The 18,445-nt window shown below is 64.4% G+C and carries 12 protein-coding genes, 1 tRNA gene and 1 pseudogene; 7 read left to right on the forward strand and 7 right to left on the reverse strand.

Going from position 1 to position 18,445, the window contains the following annotated elements:
• The first annotated feature begins 146 nt into the window (after positions 1-146).
• Positions 147-1,103: a LysR substrate-binding domain-containing protein gene (locus P9217_RS06685; protein ID WP_278086363.1), complete on the forward strand. Its 957-nt coding sequence runs from the start codon at positions 147-149 to the stop codon at positions 1,101-1,103.
• 4 nt (positions 1,104-1,107) lie between these two features.
• Here P9217_RS06685 and P9217_RS06690 read toward each other — a convergent pair whose 3' ends face one another.
• Positions 1,108-3,336, reverse strand: a complete 2,229-nt coding sequence (locus tag P9217_RS06690) for an EAL domain-containing protein (protein WP_127240020.1) — start codon at positions 3,334-3,336, stop codon at positions 1,108-1,110.
• Positions 3,337-3,458: 122 nt separating this feature from the next.
• Here P9217_RS06690 and xseA point away from each other — a divergent pair, with 122 nt between their 5' ends.
• Positions 3,459-5,024 (forward strand): exodeoxyribonuclease VII large subunit, encoded by a 1,566-nt coding sequence (xseA, locus tag P9217_RS06695; protein WP_095801092.1) that lies wholly within the window; start codon positions 3,459-3,461, stop codon positions 5,022-5,024.
• Between the two features lies 1 nt (position 5,025).
• Positions 5,026-6,144, forward strand: a complete 1,119-nt coding sequence (locus P9217_RS06700; RefSeq protein WP_095825794.1) for a P1 family peptidase — start codon at positions 5,026-5,028, stop codon at positions 6,142-6,144.
• A 44-nt stretch (positions 6,145-6,188) separates the two neighbouring features.
• Here P9217_RS06700 and P9217_RS06705 read toward each other — a convergent pair whose 3' ends face one another.
• The gene (locus P9217_RS06705) at positions 6,189-6,443 is read right to left on the reverse strand and encodes a DUF768 domain-containing protein (RefSeq protein WP_067327302.1); all 255 of its coding nucleotides are present in this window, start codon (positions 6,441-6,443) and stop codon (positions 6,189-6,191) included.
• 483 nt (positions 6,444-6,926) lie between these two features.
• Here P9217_RS06705 and P9217_RS06710 point away from each other — a divergent pair.
• Positions 6,927-7,201 (forward strand): annotated as a pseudogene (locus P9217_RS06710) (ABC transporter ATP-binding protein); the annotation flags it as partial.
• A gap of 111 nt (positions 7,202-7,312) precedes the next feature.
• Here P9217_RS06710 and P9217_RS06715 read toward each other — a convergent pair.
• Both P9217_RS06715 and P9217_RS06720 read right to left on the reverse strand, forming a co-directional pair.
• Positions 7,313-7,389, reverse strand: a tRNA-His gene (locus P9217_RS06715).
• 342 nt (positions 7,390-7,731) lie between these two features.
• Positions 7,732-8,193, reverse strand: a complete 462-nt coding sequence (locus P9217_RS06720) for a phasin (RefSeq protein ID WP_067327297.1) — start codon at positions 8,191-8,193, stop codon at positions 7,732-7,734.
• Between the two features lie 48 nt (positions 8,194-8,241).
• On the opposite strand from P9217_RS06720, the gene P9217_RS06725 reads away from it, so the two are divergent.
• The gene (locus P9217_RS06725; protein ID WP_127248319.1) at positions 8,242-8,451 is read left to right on the forward strand and encodes a hypothetical protein; all 210 of its coding nucleotides are present in this window, start codon (positions 8,242-8,244) and stop codon (positions 8,449-8,451) included.
• Positions 8,441-12,265 (forward strand): PAS domain S-box protein, encoded by a 3,825-nt coding sequence (locus tag P9217_RS06730; RefSeq protein ID WP_095801094.1) that lies wholly within the window; start codon positions 8,441-8,443, stop codon positions 12,263-12,265. Before P9217_RS06725 ends, P9217_RS06730 begins: the two co-directional genes overlap by 11 nt.
• 256 nt (positions 12,266-12,521) lie before the next feature.
• Here P9217_RS06730 and P9217_RS06735 read toward each other — a convergent pair whose 3' ends face one another.
• The gene (locus P9217_RS06735; RefSeq protein ID WP_095801095.1) at positions 12,522-14,480 is read right to left on the reverse strand and encodes an acetoacetate--CoA ligase; all 1,959 of its coding nucleotides are present in this window, start codon (positions 14,478-14,480) and stop codon (positions 12,522-12,524) included.
• 261 nt (positions 14,481-14,741) lie between these two features.
• Here P9217_RS06735 and P9217_RS06740 point away from each other — a divergent pair, with 261 nt between their 5' ends.
• Entirely contained in the window at positions 14,742-16,634 is a 1,893-nt protein-coding gene (locus P9217_RS06740) for an AsmA family protein (protein WP_067327284.1), read from the forward strand.
• Between the two features lie 32 nt (positions 16,635-16,666).
• On the opposite strand, the gene P9217_RS06745 is transcribed toward P9217_RS06740, so the two are convergent.
• Both P9217_RS06745 and P9217_RS06750 read right to left on the reverse strand, forming a co-directional pair.
• Complete coding sequence (locus P9217_RS06745) at positions 16,667-17,485, reverse strand: ABC transporter permease subunit (RefSeq protein WP_067327282.1); 819 nt, start codon at positions 17,483-17,485, stop codon at positions 16,667-16,669.
• On the reverse strand, positions 17,482-18,444 hold the full coding sequence (locus tag P9217_RS06750) for an ABC transporter permease subunit (protein ID WP_095801097.1): 963 nt from the start codon (positions 18,442-18,444) through the stop codon (positions 17,482-17,484). The genes P9217_RS06745 and P9217_RS06750 overlap by 4 nt, the downstream gene beginning before the upstream one ends.
• Between the last annotated feature and the right edge of the window lies 1 nt (position 18,445).

Here is an 18,445-nt window from a genome sequence, read left to right on the forward strand (position 1 = left end):
CATGTCGTTGCCCCCCAAAACCGGGGGCCACTTTTGGGCGACATGCAGTGCCTTCATGTGAACAATGGCAATTTGCCACGCCGCGATTGATTAATCCAACGAATGTTTCTAATCTTTAGCATCAACACGAATGATGGATTGGACCGATGAAAGCGCCGCTCGATCTCGATCAGTTGCAGACCTTCATCTCGATTGCCGACACCGGCAGCTTCACGCGGGCTGCCGAGGAGGTGCACCGGACACAGTCTGCGGTGTCGATGCAGATGCGCCGTCTTGAGGAGCGGATCGGCAAGCCGCTGTTCGAAAAGGATGGTCGCACCAACAAACTGACTGAGGAGGGCGACAGGCTGCTTTCCTATGCAAGGCGGCTGATCTACCTCAACCGCGAGACCTTGGCGGCGTTCGACGACCAGCGGCTCGAAGGCACGATACGCATCGGCACGCCCGATGACTATGCCGACCGCTTCCTCCCCGAGATCATGGCGCGCTTCTCGCGCTCCAACCCGCGTGTGGAGCTCACCGTCATCTGCGAGCCGACGCCGGGCCTGGTCGAGCACATCAAGCGCGGCAATCTCGACCTCGCGCTGGTGACGCACAACGACACGCGCGGCCAGTCGGAGGTGGTGCGGCGCGAGCCGCTTCTATGGGTCACCTCGGCCAATCATGCCACGCATGAGCAGGAAATCCTGCCGATGGCGTTCGGCCGGCCGAACTGCATCTGGCGGCGCGCGGCGGTCGACGTGCTCGACCGGCAGAACCGCGAATACCGCGTGCTCTTCTCCAGCTTCTCGGCGACCGTGATCACCGCCGCCGTGCTTTCCGGCCTCGCCATCTCGGTGCTGCCGGAATGCGCGCTCAGGCCCGGCATGCGCGTGCTCGGCGAGGCCGACGGGTTCGACGCGCTGCCGGATTGCCGCATCGGCATCATGCGCGGCCAGACCTCGCAGCCGGAGATCGTCGATGCTCTGGCCCGCCATATCGCGGAAAGCCTGGACAATATTTCCGTGCCGGTCAGCGAAGAGACGGGAAGCTTCGACTTCGCGGCACTCGCCTTCGCCAAGATGAAGCGGACCAAGGCAAGCCAGATCCTGCCTGGATGGTAGGGGTTCAGGCGCGAGCGGCGGCGGGCTGAATCTCGTCCGGCGAAGCTAGACCAGAAAGGCCGAGCAGTTGGACCGGCTCAAGCGGCGGCGACAAGAAATAGCCCTGGAGTTGCCGGCAGCCCATTGCGACCAGCAGCATCTTCTGCGCCTCGGTCTCCACGCCCTCGGCGGTGACGTCGACCCCGAGCGCCATGGCAAGATCGATCAGGGCCTTGACGATCGCGGCCGAGTTGCCGTCGCCATCGAGAAGCCGCACAAAGGAGCGGTCTATCTTGAGCTTATCGATGGCGTGGCGACGCAAGTAGCTGAGCGATGAATAGCCGGTCCCGAAATCGTCCAGAACGATGCCGACGCCCAACTGCCGCAAGGTGGTCAGAGCCGCCCTCGAAGCATCGCTGTTGTCCAGAAGCACGCTTTCGGTGATCTCGAACTGCAGGCGCTGCGGCGCCAGCCCGGTGTCGGCAAGGATCGACGCGACCTGTTCGGGAAAGCCGGCGTCGCGCAACTGCAGCGGCGATACGTTAACGGCGAGCCACGGCAGGTCGGTTCGCACGGCGAAGCGGCAGGCCTCCTGCAGCACCCACGCGCCGAGTTGGCCGATCATGCCGCGCTCCTCGGCGATGGCGATGAATTGCGCCGCCGGCAATGCGCCATGCACATCATGCCCCCAGCGGATAAGCGCCTCCGCGCCGAGGATCGTCTTGCCGTTCGCCGCGAACACCGGCTGGTAGGCGAGCCTGATGCCGGAGCCGCCGTCGAGAGCCTTGCGAAGCTCGGTCTCGACTGTGCGCTTGCGCAAGAGCAGATCGTCCATGTCGCCGGCGAAGACCTGGTGCCGGCCCCGGCCGTTCTTCTTGGCTTCGTAAAGCGCGATGTCGGCCTTGCGCAGCAGATCGTCGGCATCCGTTTCGCCGCCGTCCGATAGCGCGATGCCGATCGAGGCGCTGACGAAGACCTGATCTTCCATGAGCTTGAACGGCTCCTGCAACTTCTGCAGCAGCCGCTCGGCGATATCCTCGGCGGCACGGATATCGCGGATGTCGACGAGGATCAGCGCGAACTCGTCGCCGCCCAGCCGCGCCACGGTATCCACCTCGCGAACGGTGTGCTGGAGCCTGGCCGCTGTCTGACGCACAAGCTCATCGCCTGCCGGATGGCCGAGCGTGTCATTGATGTGCTTGAAGCGGTCGAGATCGAGATAAAGCAGCGCCACCCTTCCCATCTCATGAACCGCCATATCCTGGCTGGTCCTGAGCAGGGCCCGCCGCAAGCGGTCCTCGAACAAAGCCCGGTTGGGCAGGCCGGTGAGCGTGTCGTGGAAAGCGAGAAATTGCGCCTCGTCCTGGCTTGTCTGCAGCGCGGACGAGGCGCGGCGGAGCCTGCGCAGCAGAAACGCCAGAACGCCGGCCGCGACAAGCAGCGCCAAGGCCAGCGCCGGGGCCATCTTGCGCACCAGCGTGAGACCTGGCCGTTCCTGGTCCCAGCCGACATAACCGAGGATGATACCGCGGGAATCGACCAGAGGCACCGCAGCGGCTCCGACCGATTGCGACAGCGGCACGAGACGCGCGCCGTCGAGCAGATATTTTTTGGCGATCTTGCCGATGACCGCGTCGTTGATGAACTCCACCGAAACGTGCAGATATTCGGTTCCGGGCGCCTGCGTGACCCGGTCCGTACTCGGCACCAGCGCCATGACGCTCAGGATCGCCGGTTTTCCTTGGAGCGACACAAGGTCCTCCGCGACCATCTTGGCCGGCTGGCCGGAAGCGTCCGCCTTCTGTGGCTCAGCCAGCATGCGGCGCAGCTTCTCGATGGATGGCTGCAAGGCAGGCTTGTCATCGCCATAGGCGGACGCATCGACCACCTTACCTTCCTGCATGGCATGGACCGGACGATTGGCGGCATCGAGAATGTAGACCCGGTTGTGACCGTAATAGGTATACATCCAGACGCTGAGGTTCTCCTCGATCCAGGTCCAATTGCCGGCCCTGACATTGGCGACCGCGTCATCCCAGACCGCAACGCTTTCCTGCTCACGCTGAACAGACGCAATCTGGTCCTTCAAACCCTCGTCGATGAATATCTTCTGCCGTTCGAGCGAGGCGTTGTCAGCCTGAGCCGCCGCGTAGATGCCGAAGCCGACGACCATGGCCAGCGCGAAGACGGCCAACGTCAGCACGGTCAGCGTCACCTGATGCGTCAAAGGTCTGGTGTTGGCGGTTGCGCTCATGTGTTTCCGGCTGGCTCTTGCTACCGCCAGTCAAAGCAAATCGGGCTTAAGATCGCGTTATAATATTAGCGAGATTTCAGCTCTGCCTTGACGCCGCCCGATAAGCGTTCCCCAATCAGAGCATGAGCGAAGCAGCAACCGAATCACGCAGCAATGCCACCGAATATACGGTGAGCGAGATTTCCGGCGCGTTGAAGCGCACGGTCGAGGATGCTTTCGGCAATGTGCGGGTGCGCGGCGAGATTTCCGGCTACCGCGGCCCGCATTCCTCCGGACACGCCTATTTCGCGTTGAAGGACGACCGTGCGCGGATCGAGGCCGTGGTCTGGAAGACCACGATGGCGCGGCTGAAATTCCGCCCCGAGGAAGGGATGGAAGTGATCGCCAGCGGCAGGCTGACGACCTATCCCGGAAAATCCAACTACCAGATCGTCATCGACAATCTGGAGCCGGCCGGCGCCGGCGCGCTGATGGCGCTGCTGGAAGAGCGCAAGCGGCGGCTGCAGGCCGAAGGCCTGTTCGATGCCGGCCGCAAGCGGCGGCTGCCATTCATGCCGCGCGTCATCGGCGTCATCACCTCGCCCACGGGCTCGGTGATCCGCGACATCATCCATCGCATCAAGGACCGTTTTCCGCTCACTGTGCTGGTGTGGCCGGTCCGGGTCCAGGGCGACACGACCGCAAAGGAAGTGACCGCAGCCGTCAACGGCTTCAACGCACTGACCTGGGACGGCGCAATCCGCCAGCCCGATCTCCTGATCGTGGCGCGCGGCGGCGGCAGCCTCGAGGACCTTTGGGGTTTCAACGACGAAGGGCTGGCGCGCGCCGTCGCCGCCTCGCGCATTCCGATCATCTCGGCCGTCGGACACGAGACCGATTGGACGTTGGTCGATTTCGTCGCCGACATGCGGGCGCCGACGCCGACGGGCGCCGCCGAGATGGCAGTGCCGGTCAAGGCGGAGCTCGAAGCGACACTGGCAAATCTCGGCGCGCGGCTTAGTGCCTGCACCTCGCGGCACCTGGATCGCAAGCGCCAGGCGGTGCGCGCCGCGGCGCGGGCTCTCCCCTCACCCGACCAGCTGCTGGCGTTGCCGCGCAGGCGCTTCGACGAAGCGACGAGCCGGCTCGGCCGCGGGCTGACGGTGAGCATCGAACGCAAGCGCGCAAGGCTGGAGCGGCAGCGGCTGACGCCGGCCACCTTGTCGCGCCGCCTCAATGAGACGCGCAGGCTGACAGGCCGCGACATCGCCCGCGCGCGGGCCGCGTTCTTCGCAGTCGTTCGGCAAAGCCGGGCGCGCTTTCAGCGCAACTCGGCAAGGCTGTCGCCGGCGCCGGTCGTCAGGCGCCAGAAGCTGCAGGCCGACACGCTGGCCGGACTGACCCGCCGCCAAGAGCAGGCGATGGCGCGGCGGCTTGACCGCCTGCGTGCCGCTCTTACCCAGGCCGACCGGCTGCTCACCACGCTGTCGCACAAGGCCGTGCTGGCGCGCGGCTTCGCGCTGGTCAAGGACGCCGATGGGACCGTCGTCAAGCGCGTCGCGGAGCTGGCGCCGGGTGCGGCGCTGCAGCTGGAGTTCGCCGACGGCAATGCAGAGGCCATCGCCACCAGCGGCGGCGCGCGGCCGAAGTTGGCCGCCAAGCCCTCGGGCAAGGCCAAGGAGCCGGGCAACCAGGGCTCGTTGTTCTGAAATGAGCAGGAGCGACCCGCATCTGCGCACGCCGTCGGGCAAGCCGCGCCTGCGCTCGTTCAACATCGCACTGGACGGCACGCCCGGCCGCTTCAACGCCATCACCGACGTGCCGGGCGTCGCGGTCGGCTATACGACGCTGATTGCCGGCGGGGGCCCGCTGCAAGTCGGGATAGGACCGGTGCGCACCGGCGTGACTGCGATCCTGCCGAGACCTGTCGGCGAACTGGCGACGCCGGTGTTTGCCGGCGTGTTCAGCCAGAACGGCAATGGCGAGCTGACCGGCACGCATATCATCGAGGAGACCGGCGCCTTCAACCTGCCGGTTACCATCACCAACACCCATTCCTGCGGCCTTACCCGCGACGGAACGCTGCGTTGGATGAGCCGGGTGCTGCCGGCGGCGCTCGACAGCGCCTGGGGCCTGCCGGTGGCGGCGGAGACCTATGACGGCTTCCTCAACGACATCAACGGCCACCATGTGAGCTTCGAGCATGTCGCCTCGGCGCTCGACGGCGCGACGGACGGCGCGATCGAGGAAGGAAGCGTCGGCGGCGGCACCGGCATGATCTCGTTCGGCTTCAAGGCCGGGTCAGGCACCGCCTCGCGCATCGTCGAATGGCAAGACAGAAGTTACACGCTCGGCGTGTTCGTGCAGGCGAATTTCGGCAAGCGGCGCAACTTCACCATTCGCGGCCGGCACGTCGGGCCGGAACTCACCGAGCCGGCGATCCGCGAAGGCACGCCGCGCGCCGAAAAGGGCTCGATCATCGCCGTCGTCGCTACGGATGCGCCATTCCTGCCGCACCAGATGAAGCGCCTCGCCAGGCGCGTGCCGCTCGGCATCGCCCTGGCCGGCGGCTACGGCTACCACAGCTCGGGCGATATCTTTCTTGCCTTTTCGACCGCCAATCGCGAGGCCGCGCTGGCGGCTTCAGGCCGCGTCGCCCGCGCGGAGTTCATTCCCGATGTCGATATCGACCCGTTCTTCGATGCTGTGGTGCAAGGGGTGGAGGAGGCGATCCTCAACGCGCTCGTCGCCAATGAGGACATGACCGGGCGCGACGGCAATTTCGTGCCGGCGCTGCCAAAGGCGTGGCTGAAGGACAATTTCGGCTAAGCCGGACGCCCGGCTGAGGTCAGACAAACCGCGCGCACGGTATCTTATTCGGACGGCTTGTCCGACGTCGTCTGTTGCTCGCTCTCCTCGGCGACTTCCTCAAGGCGCGAAGCGATCAGTTCCTGGATGTCGCCGACCTCTTCCTGGATGTCTTCCAGAAGGATGCCTTCCTCGGCGGCCTTGGCGCAGCACTCCTTGGCGAGAGTTTCGGCCTGCTCGTCGATCTTCACCGGCGAATGCTGGCATTGGACCTTTTCGCCAATCCATCCGCGCAAGAACTCGATCGCATGTTCACTCATACTGCTTTTCCCTAGCGGCAATGCCGGTTGGTAGTCATGAACGCTCGCGTCCCGCCACGGGACGCAGGCCCATTCGAGCCGAGTCGGCCCCTGCCGGCAAGACGTCTTGCCAATGGGACAAGATGCCTTGCCCATGGGACAAGATGTCTTGCCCAGGGTCCGCGGAGCCGAAGGACTGGAAAGGTTCGAGGGACACGTTCAGATTGTTGAGGATGATGCTTAGGCCAGGACCGTCAAAGATCCGCTCTGTTGTTTTTACTTGCTTTCTTCCGGTTTTTCAGACCGATTTCCGTCACAACACCACGCATTTACGGCGATCTCGCAGGCGCAGCCAAGGTGCGAGAAACCGAAAGCCGCCGCTATATAGTGATATCCCCATACAATGTCGACTCTGATCGTCGTGCCTGCTTCTTTCCGCCGCGTCAGGCAGGTGGCGGACAGCCTTCGGGGAAAGGTCTCGGCACCCCTGCTGCGCATCTGGGCATGACGCTGCGCCATACTTGGCAGGTGGCGATGACCATCGCCTCGACTTTCGTTGCCGCGACGCTGCAGCTTCTCATTCCACATTCGTTGCGGCGCGCCATCGACCAGGCGCAGGGCGTGATGGTTGCGGGCGGCGGGACGGCTGCCGAACAGGCGCTTCGGAACACGGCCGTGACACTGCTTGCAGTCAGTGTCGTGCAGGTCTTTTCACGATGGCGCAGAACGAGGCCGTCGGCCATCAGACCGGCTATGAGAGGCGCCTGGCCTTCTGCGAGGTGCGCGGGCTGCTCAGCCTGAGCTGCCCTTCGTCGCCCGGCGATGCTTCGTCACCCAATAGAGGATTGGGACGCGGCGGCCGGAAAAGCGACGTGACCGCCAGGAATCGATGGTACCGTTGGCTGGGCTCGAACCAGCGACCCCCAGATCCACAATCTGGTGCTCTAACCAACTGAGCTACAACGGCACATCCGCCTGAGCGCAATCCGAGGAGAAAATCATTCCCCGTGTCCGCTCCGTCGTCGGCGATGCGTCCAATACGGATTATCGGAGTCTAATTCAAGGCCTTTGATGAGGCAAAGATCCGATGAACGAACCCGCGCAGTCCTGATTGGGCAAAGAAAAGGCCGGCGGGAGGAGGTGCCGGCCTTTTCCTGTTACGAGCCAGCGGGAGGAGGAGCTGGCTGGTCACCCCGGAGAGTAAAGGGAGGAGGTTTCACACTCCGGGTATTCATCTCATCAATTCATCGCACATCTATTTGTCTGACGAAATGCGACGTTTTGATGCATCGTTGAGTTGCGCCTGAAATCAGGCCGCCTTGATGTCCTTGAACGCCTTCTCGAAAGCGGTCTTCACCGGCTTCGAGACGTCCTCGACAGCCTTGGAGGCGACGGCCTGAAAGTCCTTGGCCTGCTCGACGGCCATCTCAGCGCGCTTGCGCAGGAAGGCAGTCTGCAGCTCGACGACTTCCGACAGCGTCTTGGCGCCGACCAGGGCTTCAAGGTGCGAGAAGCTGGCCTCGGCATTGGCGCGAAGGATGGCAATGGTCTTCAGCGAGACATCGCCGGAAACGGTCTTGGCGGTCTCGTAGGTCGACTCCAGAACCTTCTGGGTCTCCTCGGCGCCGTTCTTCAGTTTGGTGTAGGCCTCTTTCGACTGCTCGACGCCCTTCTCGGCGAAGGCGCGGATCTGGTCGGTGGCTTTGGAAGCGTCAAAGCTCGGGAATTCAACGTTCTCGATGGTCTCAGCGGTCTTGGCAGTCTTGGACATTTTCCAACCTTTCAAGGGCAGCGGCTTTGACGGAAAGCCGTCTCGTTCATGTATGATGGCAATATAAAGGCAAGTTTTGTGCATTGCAATATCTTTGTTGCACTGCACCATAAAAAAATCGCCCCGCCATTAACCAAGAGCCCAGAGATTTCGGCCGATACACGGCATGGCTTGTGGACCTTGGTCCCGTACGCTTTTATTAACAAAGCGTTAACTCAAAAAGCCCGCCTGGAAGGTCTGCCAGCGCATGCCGCCTGAAAACTACTCCTTCCTCGACGTCGCCGTGCTCGACGCGGTGCGCCAGCGCTTCGCCGCCGGCGACGCGCTGGCCATACTCTCGGCCGATCTCGAGCAGGTGATCTGGGCCAACGGGCCAGGTGCCGCGGTATTCGGCTATCCGGACATCGAAGCAATCATCGGCGCTTCCGCGCGGCTGCCGCTAGTTGCCAGGCGGCAGATCATGGCGACCAGCGGCTTTCCGGATATCGGCAGCGACCGCGCCGTCACCGTGCGGCTGGCGACCGGCATGGTCAGCCGCGCCGTCGGCTTGCTCGCCAGCGCGGTAACGATGCCGGACGGCGAAAAGGCGATCATGCTGGCGATGCCCGCGGCGCAGACCGGCTCGCGCGGCGCCGCCGAAATCGCCAGCCGCGCCATTGGCGGCTTCACCGAGGCCGGACATTTCATCGCCTTCGTCGATGCCCAAGGCCATGTCGAGGCGGCTTCGGAGGGATTTGCCGCGCTCGGCATCAGGCCGGAGACGCTCGCTGCCCTGGTCGCGGACGTGGCAAGTGCTGGAGACCGCATCGTCAAGCGGCTTGTTCCCGGCGCAAGCACCTCCTACCCGGCCGGGCTTGCGCGCTTGACCGACGCGCGCCATCTCCTGGTGGTGATCGACGAAGACCAGCTCGACGGGGAGCGGAACGACCAGCCCGACGCCGGTAAGTCGGCAGCGCCGGAAGGCGCGCCCACCGTCTCCGAAGACAAAAACACCACAGTCATCGCCGAGCCGAGCCGAGAGAACAATACCCAGTCTCCGGCCGCGGCAACGGGCGAAAAGGCAGACGTGGTCCCGCCGGCGGCCACGGATGACGCCCGGCCAACGCAAAGGACCGCGGCCACGGCCGACCGCGCGCCGGATGCTGCGCTGGTAGGCGGTGCCGGCCCGGCGCAGCATGACCATTGGTATTTCAATGCCGGCGGCGACGATGTGAAGGGGCCGGAGAGGCCGCCACAGATCGGACCGGCGGAGGTCGCGGCCGCAAGCCGGCAGCACACCGCCGGAACGGCGGCCGAGCCGAGCGCGGCGCGCAACATCGACCGTTCGGCGCCGCCGCTGCGTTTCGTCTGGCGGACCGACGCCGAAGGTAAGTTCAGCGCGCTGTCGCCGGAATTCGCCGATATCGTCGGCAAACCCGCCGCCGATGTGATCGGTCGCCGCTTCAGGGATGTCGCGACGACTTTCGGCCTCGACGCATCGGGCGAGATCGCCACTCTGCTCGAGCGGCGCGATACCTGGTCGGGACGCTCGGTGCTGTGGCCGGTGGCGGGCACGGACCTGAAGATCCCCGTCGATCTTGCGGCGCTGCCGGTCTATGGCCGCAGCCGCGCCTTCGAAGGCTTCCGCGGCTTCGGCGTCGCGCGCAGCGGCGACGCCGTTGTCGACCCGGAAGCGCTCGGCATGGCGCTGGTGCCCAATGGCGCCGCTCCGACAGAACCCGAACCTGCCGCCGGGCAACCCGCGGCCGAGCCGGCGAAACCTGCCGACCCGTTCCTGGGCGAAGTGCCGGCGCTGACCATCGTGCCCAAGCCGGAGCGCCGCTATGCCGACAAGGTGATCCGGCTGGCCGAGCACAGGCAGCCGGCCAACGACAAGCAGCCGGGAAATGACAGGCCGGCGAGTGAGAAAGGGCTGTCGATCCTCGAGCGCAGCGCCTTTCGCGAGATCGGCGAGCGGCTGCGGAAGGACAGTTCGGGACCGGCCGAGCCGCCAAGCGGCGCAACCGCGGGTGCTCAAAAGCAATCAGATGCGGCTGCAACCGCCGACAAGGCTGCTCCCACGGCCGAACAACCGTTGGCCGGTGAGAGGAAGACCGATGGTACGGCCGAAGCGGAGACCGAGGCGGAAGATCAGAAGGATCTGGCTCGGCTCGATGGCCTCGATGTTCCCGAGGCAGCCGCTGGGAAAGACGAAACGCCCGCCGCCTCCGGGTCGCTGCTCAACTATGCCGGGCGCGAGAAAGCCGCCGATGAAGCGGAGGAAGCGGGTCCCGACAGGCGCCAAACCGCAGCGGCGGACAGGGCAGCTGAACCGACGGCCGAGCGGCCAGGAGCCGAAGCCCCTGCCCCTGAGGCAGGCGCTAGCGACGACGACGGCATGACCGCCGACGATTTTCGCGACGCGGAAGACAGCGAGGACTGGGTCGGTTCCGACCGGGATGGCGCCCTGCCCGCGGCTGAACAGCCTGGCGAAGCGAAAGCGCCGCCACCGAAAAGGCCGCGCCTCACGGTGCCGCCGCTCAAGCTCGAGGGCTTCGTGCCCTCGGCTTTCTCCACCGGGGAAGACGGCAGGGCTCCCGATACGTCCATCCTCGCCAGGCTGCCTGTGCCGCTGCTCATCCATTCCGGCGACGTGCTGCACTATGCCAATGAGGCGTTCCTGGAGCTCACCGGCTACGACGCGCTGGAAGACCTTGCCGATGCCGGCGGGCTCGGCGCGCTGTTCGCCGACCATTACGCCGATGATGGCGAGACCGACGAAAGCGACCGTTCGCTGAAGCTCACAACCCGCCAGAGCCAGGAATTCCCGATCGATGCGCTCCTGCGCTCGGTGCCGTGGCGCGGCGGTAAGGCGCTGATGCTGGTGGTGCGCCGCTCGGGCGAGGACGAGGCGCCCTCCGCCCATCTCAGCGCGGCCAATGACGAGCCGAACCAGCAGCCGGACGTGTCCGAGCTGAAGTCGCGAATCGCCGAAATGCGCACCATCATCGACACCGCCACCGACGGCGTGGTGCTGATCGGCCGCGACGGCAACATCCGCTCGATCAGCCGCCCGGCTGAAGCCCTGTTCGGCTTCGACAGCGACGAGATCGCCGGCAAGCCCTTTGCCTCGCTGTTCGCCATCGAGAGCCAGCGCGCAGCGCGCGACTATCTCGTCGGCCTTTCCGAACCTGGCGTGGCGAGCTTGCTGAACGACGGGCGCGAGGTGATCGGCCGCGAGGCGCAAGGGCGCTTCATCCCGCTGTTCATGACCATCGGCAGGCTGCCCAACGACAGCGGCTTCTGCGCCGTCGTGCGCGACATCACGCAGTGGAAGCGGGCCGAGGAAGACCTCACCCAGGCGCGCGCCGTGGCCGAGCGCGCCTCCTCGCAGAAGACGGATTTCCTCGCCCGCATCAGCCATGAGATCCGCACGCCGCTCAACGCCATCATCGGCTTTTCCGAACTGATGGTGGACGAGAAGTTCGGACCGGTGGCCAACGACCGCTACCGAGACTATCTGCGCGACATCAACCGTTCAGGCAACCATGTGCTCGACCTCGTCAACGACCTGCTCGACATCTCCAAGATCGAGGCCGGCCAGCAGGAGATGGCCTATGAGGCGGTGTCGCTCAACGACACGCTGGCCGAAACGGTGGCGATGATGCAGCCGCAGGCCAACCGCGAGCGCGTCATCATCCGCTCGAGCTTCGCCTCGCGGCTGCCGGAAGTGGTGGCGGATTTGAGGAGTGTGCGCCAGATTGCGCTGAACATACTTTCCAACGCCATCCGCTATACCCAGGCCGGCGGCCAGGTGATTGTGTCCACCGCCTACGAGACCTCCGGCGACGTCGTCATGCGCGTGCGCGATACCGGCATCGGCATGACGCCGGCCGAGATCGAGCAGGCACTGAAGCCGTTCAAGCAGATCAATGCGCTCAAACGCGGCCGCGGCGACGGCACTGGCCTCGGGCTGCCTCTGACCAAGGCGATGGTGGAGGCCAACCGTGCCCGCTTCACTATCACATCGACACCTGGCGAAGGCACGCTGGTCGAGGTCGTCTTCCCATCGACGCGCGTGCTGGCCGAATAACGATCCGCAAGACCGAGCTTCGGCCAAAGAAAAAGGCGTCCTGGAGGACGCCTTGGAAAATGGGATGCTGTCACAACGGGGCTTGAGCTGAACCTCAGGGGACGAGGAACGGGATTTCTCCCTCAAGTTACACGCGACTATCGGCGCCGTCCCTTAACAAGTCCTTACCGGGAGCCAAAAAAATTTACGAATGTGTACCACTCGTGAAATCTAGGTAAATTGGACCGACACTATTTCTTAACCATGCCGGGGAGGCCTAATCAGCAAGCTGCGGCAGGTTCCTGAACAGCTCCAGCGCCTCCGGATTGGCGAGCGCTTCCTTGTTCTTGATGGCGCGACCATGCACCACGTCGCGCACGGCAAGCTCGGTGATCTTGCCCGACTTGGTGTGCGGGATGTCGGTGACGGCAACGATCTTCGCCGGCACATGGCGGGGGCTGGCGCCCGAGCGGATTCTGGCGCGGATGCGCTTTTCCAGATCCTCATCGAGGCTCACGCCGGCGGCCAGCCGCACGAACAGCACGACGCGCACGTCGTTGTCGAAATCCTGGCCGATGCAGAGCGCCTCCAGGATTTCCGGCATCTGCTCGACCTGGTTGTAGATCTCGGCCGTGCCTATTCTCACCCCGCCTGGATTGAGCGTGGCGTCGGAGCGGCCATGGATGATCATGCCGCCATGCGCGGTCCATTCGGCGAAATCGCCATGGCACCAGATGTTGTCGAAGCGCTCGAAATAGGCCGCGTGGTACTTCTTGCCGTCCGGATCGTTCCAGAAGCCGATCGGCATCGACGGGAATGCCTTGGTGCAGACGAGTTCGCCCTTCTCCTGCCGGATCGGCTTGCCGTCGTCGTCCCACACGTCCACCGCCAGCCCGAGGCCCGGCCCCTGGATCTCGCCGGTCCAGACCGGCTCGGTCGGGACACCCAGCACGAAGCAGGAAACGATGTCGGTGCCGCCGGATATCGAGGCGAGATGCACGTCCTTCTTGATGCCGTCATAGACGAAGCGGAAATCCTCCGGCGACAGCGGCGAGCCGGTGGAAGAGATGGTCCGCACGCTTGCAAGGTCGTGGCTGTCGATCGGCTTCAGCCCTGCCTTGCGTAGGGAATCGATGAATTTCGCCGAAGTGCCGAAATAGGTCATCTTCTCGGCATCAGCGAAATCGAACAGCGCATTGCCGTCGGGGTAGAAGGGCGAACCGTCATAGAGCAGCAACGTCGCCCCCGAGGCGAGGCCCGAGACCAGCCAGTTCCACATCATCCAGCCGCAGGTGGTGAAGTAGAAAAAGCGGTCCCCGTCGAGCAGGTCGGCATGCAGCCGCTGCTCCTTGACGTGCTGGATCAGCGTGCCGCCGGCCGAGTGCACGATGCATTTCGGGGTTCCGGTCGTGCCGGAGGAGAACAGAATGTAGAGCGGGTGCGAAAAAGGCAGCCGCTCGAAGGCGAGCGGCCTGGCGGCAAAGGGCGAGAGCGCTCCTTCCAGCGCCTCGGCCTGGTCGATGGTAGCGGCGACATCGGCCGACGTGCCGAGATAGTCGACGATCAGCACCTTGCGCACGGTCGCGAGTTTCTCGGCCACCGCGCGGATCTTGTCGGCGACTTCGATGGCTTTGCCGTTGTACCAATAGCCGTCAGGCGCGATGAAGACGACCGGCTCGATCTGGCCGAAACGGTCGAGCACGCCCTGTTCGCCGAAATCAGGTGAGCAGGAAGACCAGACCGCGCCGATCGAGGCGGCAGCCAGCATGGCAGCGACCGTCTCCGGCATGTTCGGCATCATGGCGGCGATGCGATCGCCCTCTCTGACGCCGATCGACAGGAAGAGCTGCTGCAGGCGCGAAGTGAGCGCATGGAGCTCGTTCCAGGACAGCCGGCGCTCGACCTTGTCCTCGCCGCGGAAGACGATAGCCAGGCTGCCGCCGGTTTTTTTCAGAAGGTTCTCAGCGAAATTGAGTTTCGCGTCGGGAAAGAAGGCGGCGCCAGGCATCTTCTCGCCATCGACCAGAGCCCGCTCGCCCTTGTCGCCGACAAGTCCGCAAAAGTCCCACACGAAGTCCCAGAACGCTTCGCGGTCGTCGATCGACCAGCGGTGGAGCTCGGCATAGCTGGAGAAAGCCTGGCCAGACTTGCCAGCCGCAGCTTTCATGAAGGCAGTCATGGGCGCGGAGGCGATCCGGTCCTGCGTCGGCGTCCACAAGGGGGTGTCGGCAGCCATATCGTTCCTCCCAAAGCGCGTCGCGATTGCGGCAATTAAGCCTGATGTCGCCTGCGTCGTTGTCCAAAAACCGGCGTGGCGTTGGCGGACCGGACGGGCTTATCGCTTATGCATACCGCAGCGCAGCAGAGCAAGATTTTGTTGAAATGGCCGGCAAGGACACGGCGCAAACGCCATCGGAGGGCCATAAAGACTTGAAAAGCGTCGGCGCTCGGCTACACCCGTCGGGCGATTTGTCGGCAATGGAACTCACGGGGCGAGATGAGATCATCTTTGATCCGGCGCGGGGTATGGGTAATCGGCGTTGCGGTGCTGGTCATCGCGCTCGCCGTCGCTGCCTTGCCGCTGATTGCCTCGACGCGCATCGTACGCGACCGCATCGCTTGGGAATTGAGCGCCTGGAGCGGCTTTCGCGTGACGATCGACGGCTCGCCGCGCATCGAGGTGTGGCCTAAGTTCCGGGCAATCCTCAGCGATGTGACGCTGTCGCAATGGACGGAGACCGACGCGCCGCCGGTGATCGAAGCCGAGCGCGTCGAAGTCGATCTCTCGGCCATGGCCGCCGTGCAGGGCGACGTCCAATTCTCAACGGCAAGGCTGGTGCGGCCGACCATCAGGGTGGAGCGCAAGGCGAACGGCCTCTATCTGCCGCCGCTGCCGACCGGCGGCCGCATCACGCGCTCGATCGACACTGCGCGCGGCGTGGTCACCGCGAACCCGCAGAAGCCCGACCTCGGCAGACTCCCTTCCGATCCGTTCGGCATCGTCGAGTTCCGCGACGGCCGCGTCGTGACCTCGGTTGGCGGCAAGGATACCGAGATCCTGAGCAGCCTCAGCGGCCAGGTGAACTGGGCGGCGATGAACAGCGACGCCGCGCTCACGGCGACCGGCATATGGCGCGGCGAAAGCGTCCAGATCGATTTTTCCTCGGCGAAGCCGCTGGTGCTGTTTGCCGGAGGGGTCGCCCCCGTCACGCTCGCCTTCAAGGCGGCGCCCGCCACGCTTTCTTTCGACGGCGTCGCCTCGATGTCGGAGAACGGCTATCTGGACGGCCAGGCGAAATTCACCGCCCCGTCGCTGCGACGCCTGCTTGAATGGTCGCAGGCCGGCATGGCGCCTGGTGCTGCGATCGGCTCCGTCTCGGTCGCGAGCAAGGTGGCGGCCTCGGCGGGGCGCGCGAAGTTCGAGAACACGACGGTGGCGCTGGACAACAACCCCGGCATGGGAGCGCTGGACTTTTCGTTCAGCGAGCCCCTGCCCGTCATTTCCGGCACGCTTGCGTTCGATACGCTCGATCTTCGATCGGTCCTTTCCGCTTTCACGCCGATCGCTCCCGCCGGCCAGGCAGGCCCCGGCGAGTTCGACACCGGCTTCGCCGACAAGATCAACCTCGATCTCAGGCTGTCGGCGGCGCACGCCACTGCCGGCCCGATCCAGCTTGCCGATGTCGCCGCGACCGCGCAGGTCAAGAACGGGCTTGCCGTCTTCGACATCTCCGACGCGTCGGCCTTCAACGGCAACATCCAGAGCAGCCTGCGCTTCGACCGCAAGCCGGACGGCACTCAGGTCGAGTTGCGGCTTTTGGCATCGGACGTCGACACCGGCGCCTTCGCCACCGCGGCGGGGATGACGCGGCTGGTGCCGGCCGGAACCGGAACCGTCTCGGTCATTCTGAAGGGGCCGGGCAAGGCCTGGGACTCCATCTTCGAGAACGCCGACGGGTCTTTCTCGGCGACGTTCGGGCCGGGCTCGCTCAACGGCCTCAACCTGCCTGCCTTTCTCAAGCGCAACGAACAGGGCGGATTCTTCGCCCTCGACGACGTCGCCGACGGCTCGCTGCCTATCGACGGCGCCGAGATCAAGGCGAGCATCTCGAAAGGTGTGGCGCGGCTGGACAAGGCCGAGGTCAATGCACAGAAGTACAAGATCTGGCTTTCGGGCATCGCCTCCTATACCGGGCGCGGGCTGGCGCTCTCGGGCGGCATCATCCCAAATGGACAACCTGCGCAGCAACAGCCGGCCCAGCAACCGCCTACCGCCGGTCAGACAGCGGTGCAGGCGCCGCAGCCCCCAAAGCAGTCGTTGTTCTTCGTCGGCGGCAACTGGAGCACTCCGTTCATCTCGCCGATCAGCCGCGGCGTTTCAGGCCAATAGAACAAGGCGCAGGTCGCCCCCGTCTTTGTTCCCTATCCGCGTTGCGCCGCCTGCTCATCGCGCTGGCGCTGGACCTCGCGGCGCTTGTTGGCGATCGAGGCAATGATGACGCCGATCGCGACGACGGCGATTAGGATGGTGCAGGCGGCATTGATCTCAGGCGTCACGCCGAGGCGCACCTGGCTGTAGATCTTCATCGGCAGCGTCGTGGCGCCGGGGCCCGAGGTGAAGGAGGCGATGACCAGATCGTCGAGCGAGAGCGTGAAGGCCAGCATCCAGCCGGAGATGATCGCCGGCAAGATGACGGGCAAGGTGATCTGGAAAAAGGTCTTCACCGGCGGCGCGCCGAGGTCCATCGCTGCTTCTTCCAGCGAGCGGTCGAAGGAGACCAGTCGCGACTGCACGACGACGGCCACGAAGCACATGGTGAAGGTGATGTGGGCGAGCGTGACGGTGAAGAAGCCTCGGTCAAGCCCGACGGCCACGAAGAGCAAGAGCAGCGACAGGCCGGTAATGACTTCCGGCATCACCAGCGGCGCAAAGACCATGCCGGAAAATAGCACCCGCCCCTTGAAGCGTGTGTAGCGGGTCAAGGTGATCGCCGCCAGCGTGCCGAGCACGGTGGCAACGGTCGCCGAGATGACGCCGACGCGGGCTGTCACCCAGGTGGCGTCCATCAGGCCCTGGTTGTGGAACAGCGACACGTACCATTTCGTCGAAAAGCCGCCCCAAACGGTGACGAGCTTGGATTCGTTGAAGGAAAAGACGATGAGAAGCACGATCGGCAGATAGAGAAAGGCAAAGCCGAGCACGATCGAGGTGATGTTGAAGCGGCTCCAGGTGGCGTTCATTTGCCTTGCTCCTGGGCTTTCGCTTGAGCCTGCTGGAAGAACATGATCGGGACGGTCAGCACCAGAAGCAGGATGACCGCCACCGCCGACGAGACCGGCCAATCGCGGTTGGCGAAGAATTCGTTCCACAGCGTCTTGCCGATCATCAGCGTCTGCGAGCCGCCGAGGAGGTCCGGTATGACGAACTCGCCGACCGCCGGGATGAAGACCAGCAGGCAGCCGGCAATCACGCCCGGCAGCGACAGCGGGAAGGTGATCTTCCAAAAGGCACCGATCGGCGGGCAGCCGAGATCCTGCGCCGCCTCTATCAGCGAATAGTCCATCTTCTCCAGCGACGAGTAGAGCGGCAGCACCATGAAGGGCAGATAGGAATAGACGATGCCGATGAAGATCGCGGTGTAGGTGTTGAGGATGACCAGCGGCTGGCTGATCAGGCCAGTGGCGAGCAGCACCTGGTTGAGCAGCCCTTCGGGTTTCAGGATGCCGATCCAGGCATAGACGCGGATCAGGAACGAGGTCCAGAACGGCAGGATCACGAGCATCAGCAAGGTCGGCCGGATCGTCGCCGGCGCGCGCGCCATGCCATAGGCGATCGGATAGCCGACGATCAGCGTCAGCACCGTCGAGATGCCCGCGATGATCAGGCTGGTCACATAGGCGTTGAAGTAAAGCGCGTCCTGGGTCAGCCACGTGTAATTGTCGAAGTTGAGCTCGCGAAAGCCGGCGAAGAATCCGGAAATACCGTCGCCGAAATCGAGCACCGGGGTGTAAGGCGGCATCGAGATCGCCGTCTGCGACAGCGAGATCTTGAAGACGATGATGAACGGGACAAGGAAGAAGAACAGCAGCCAGAGATAGGGAATGATGATAACGAGACGGTCGACGAAGCCCTTCGCCAGCTTGGTCGGCAACTGAGCGGCGGTTTCAGCCGAGGAAGAGGCGGCGGCGATATTGGTCATG

The organism is Mesorhizobium sp. WSM4989 (genome assembly GCF_029625795.1).
Taxonomy (GTDB): Bacteria; Pseudomonadota; Alphaproteobacteria; order Rhizobiales; family Rhizobiaceae; genus Mesorhizobium.

Excerpts from the sequence above, each read along its gene's own strand:
- P9217_RS06730 (WP_095801094.1), top strand. The coding sequence starts at position 8,441 with ATGCCGCCTGAAAACTACTCCTTCCTCGACGTCGCCGTGCTCGACGCG.
- P9217_RS06740 (WP_067327284.1), top strand. The coding sequence starts at position 14,742 with ATGAGATCATCTTTGATCCGGCGCGGGGTATGGGTAATCGGCGTTGCG.
- P9217_RS06700 (WP_095825794.1), top strand. The coding sequence starts at position 5,026 with ATGAGCAGGAGCGACCCGCATCTGCGCACGCCGTCGGGCAAGCCGCGC.
- P9217_RS06690 (WP_127240020.1), bottom strand. The coding sequence starts at position 3,336 with ATGAGCGCAACCGCCAACACCAGACCTTTGACGCATCAGGTGACGCTG.
- P9217_RS06685 (WP_278086363.1), top strand. The coding sequence starts at position 147 with ATGAAAGCGCCGCTCGATCTCGATCAGTTGCAGACCTTCATCTCGATT.
- P9217_RS06720 (WP_067327297.1), bottom strand. The coding sequence starts at position 8,193 with ATGTCCAAGACTGCCAAGACCGCTGAGACCATCGAGAACGTTGAATTC.
- P9217_RS06735 (WP_095801095.1), bottom strand. The coding sequence starts at position 14,480 with ATGGCTGCCGACACCCCCTTGTGGACGCCGACGCAGGACCGGATCGCC.
- xseA (WP_095801092.1), top strand. The coding sequence starts at position 3,459 with ATGAGCGAAGCAGCAACCGAATCACGCAGCAATGCCACCGAATATACG.
- P9217_RS06750 (WP_095801097.1), bottom strand. The coding sequence starts at position 18,444 with ATGACCAATATCGCCGCCGCCTCTTCCTCGGCTGAAACCGCCGCTCAG.
- P9217_RS06725 (WP_127248319.1), top strand. The coding sequence starts at position 8,242 with ATGTATGATGGCAATATAAAGGCAAGTTTTGTGCATTGCAATATCTTT.
- P9217_RS06745 (WP_067327282.1), bottom strand. The coding sequence starts at position 17,485 with ATGAACGCCACCTGGAGCCGCTTCAACATCACCTCGATCGTGCTCGGC.
- P9217_RS06705 (WP_067327302.1), bottom strand. The coding sequence starts at position 6,443 with ATGAGTGAACATGCGATCGAGTTCTTGCGCGGATGGATTGGCGAAAAG.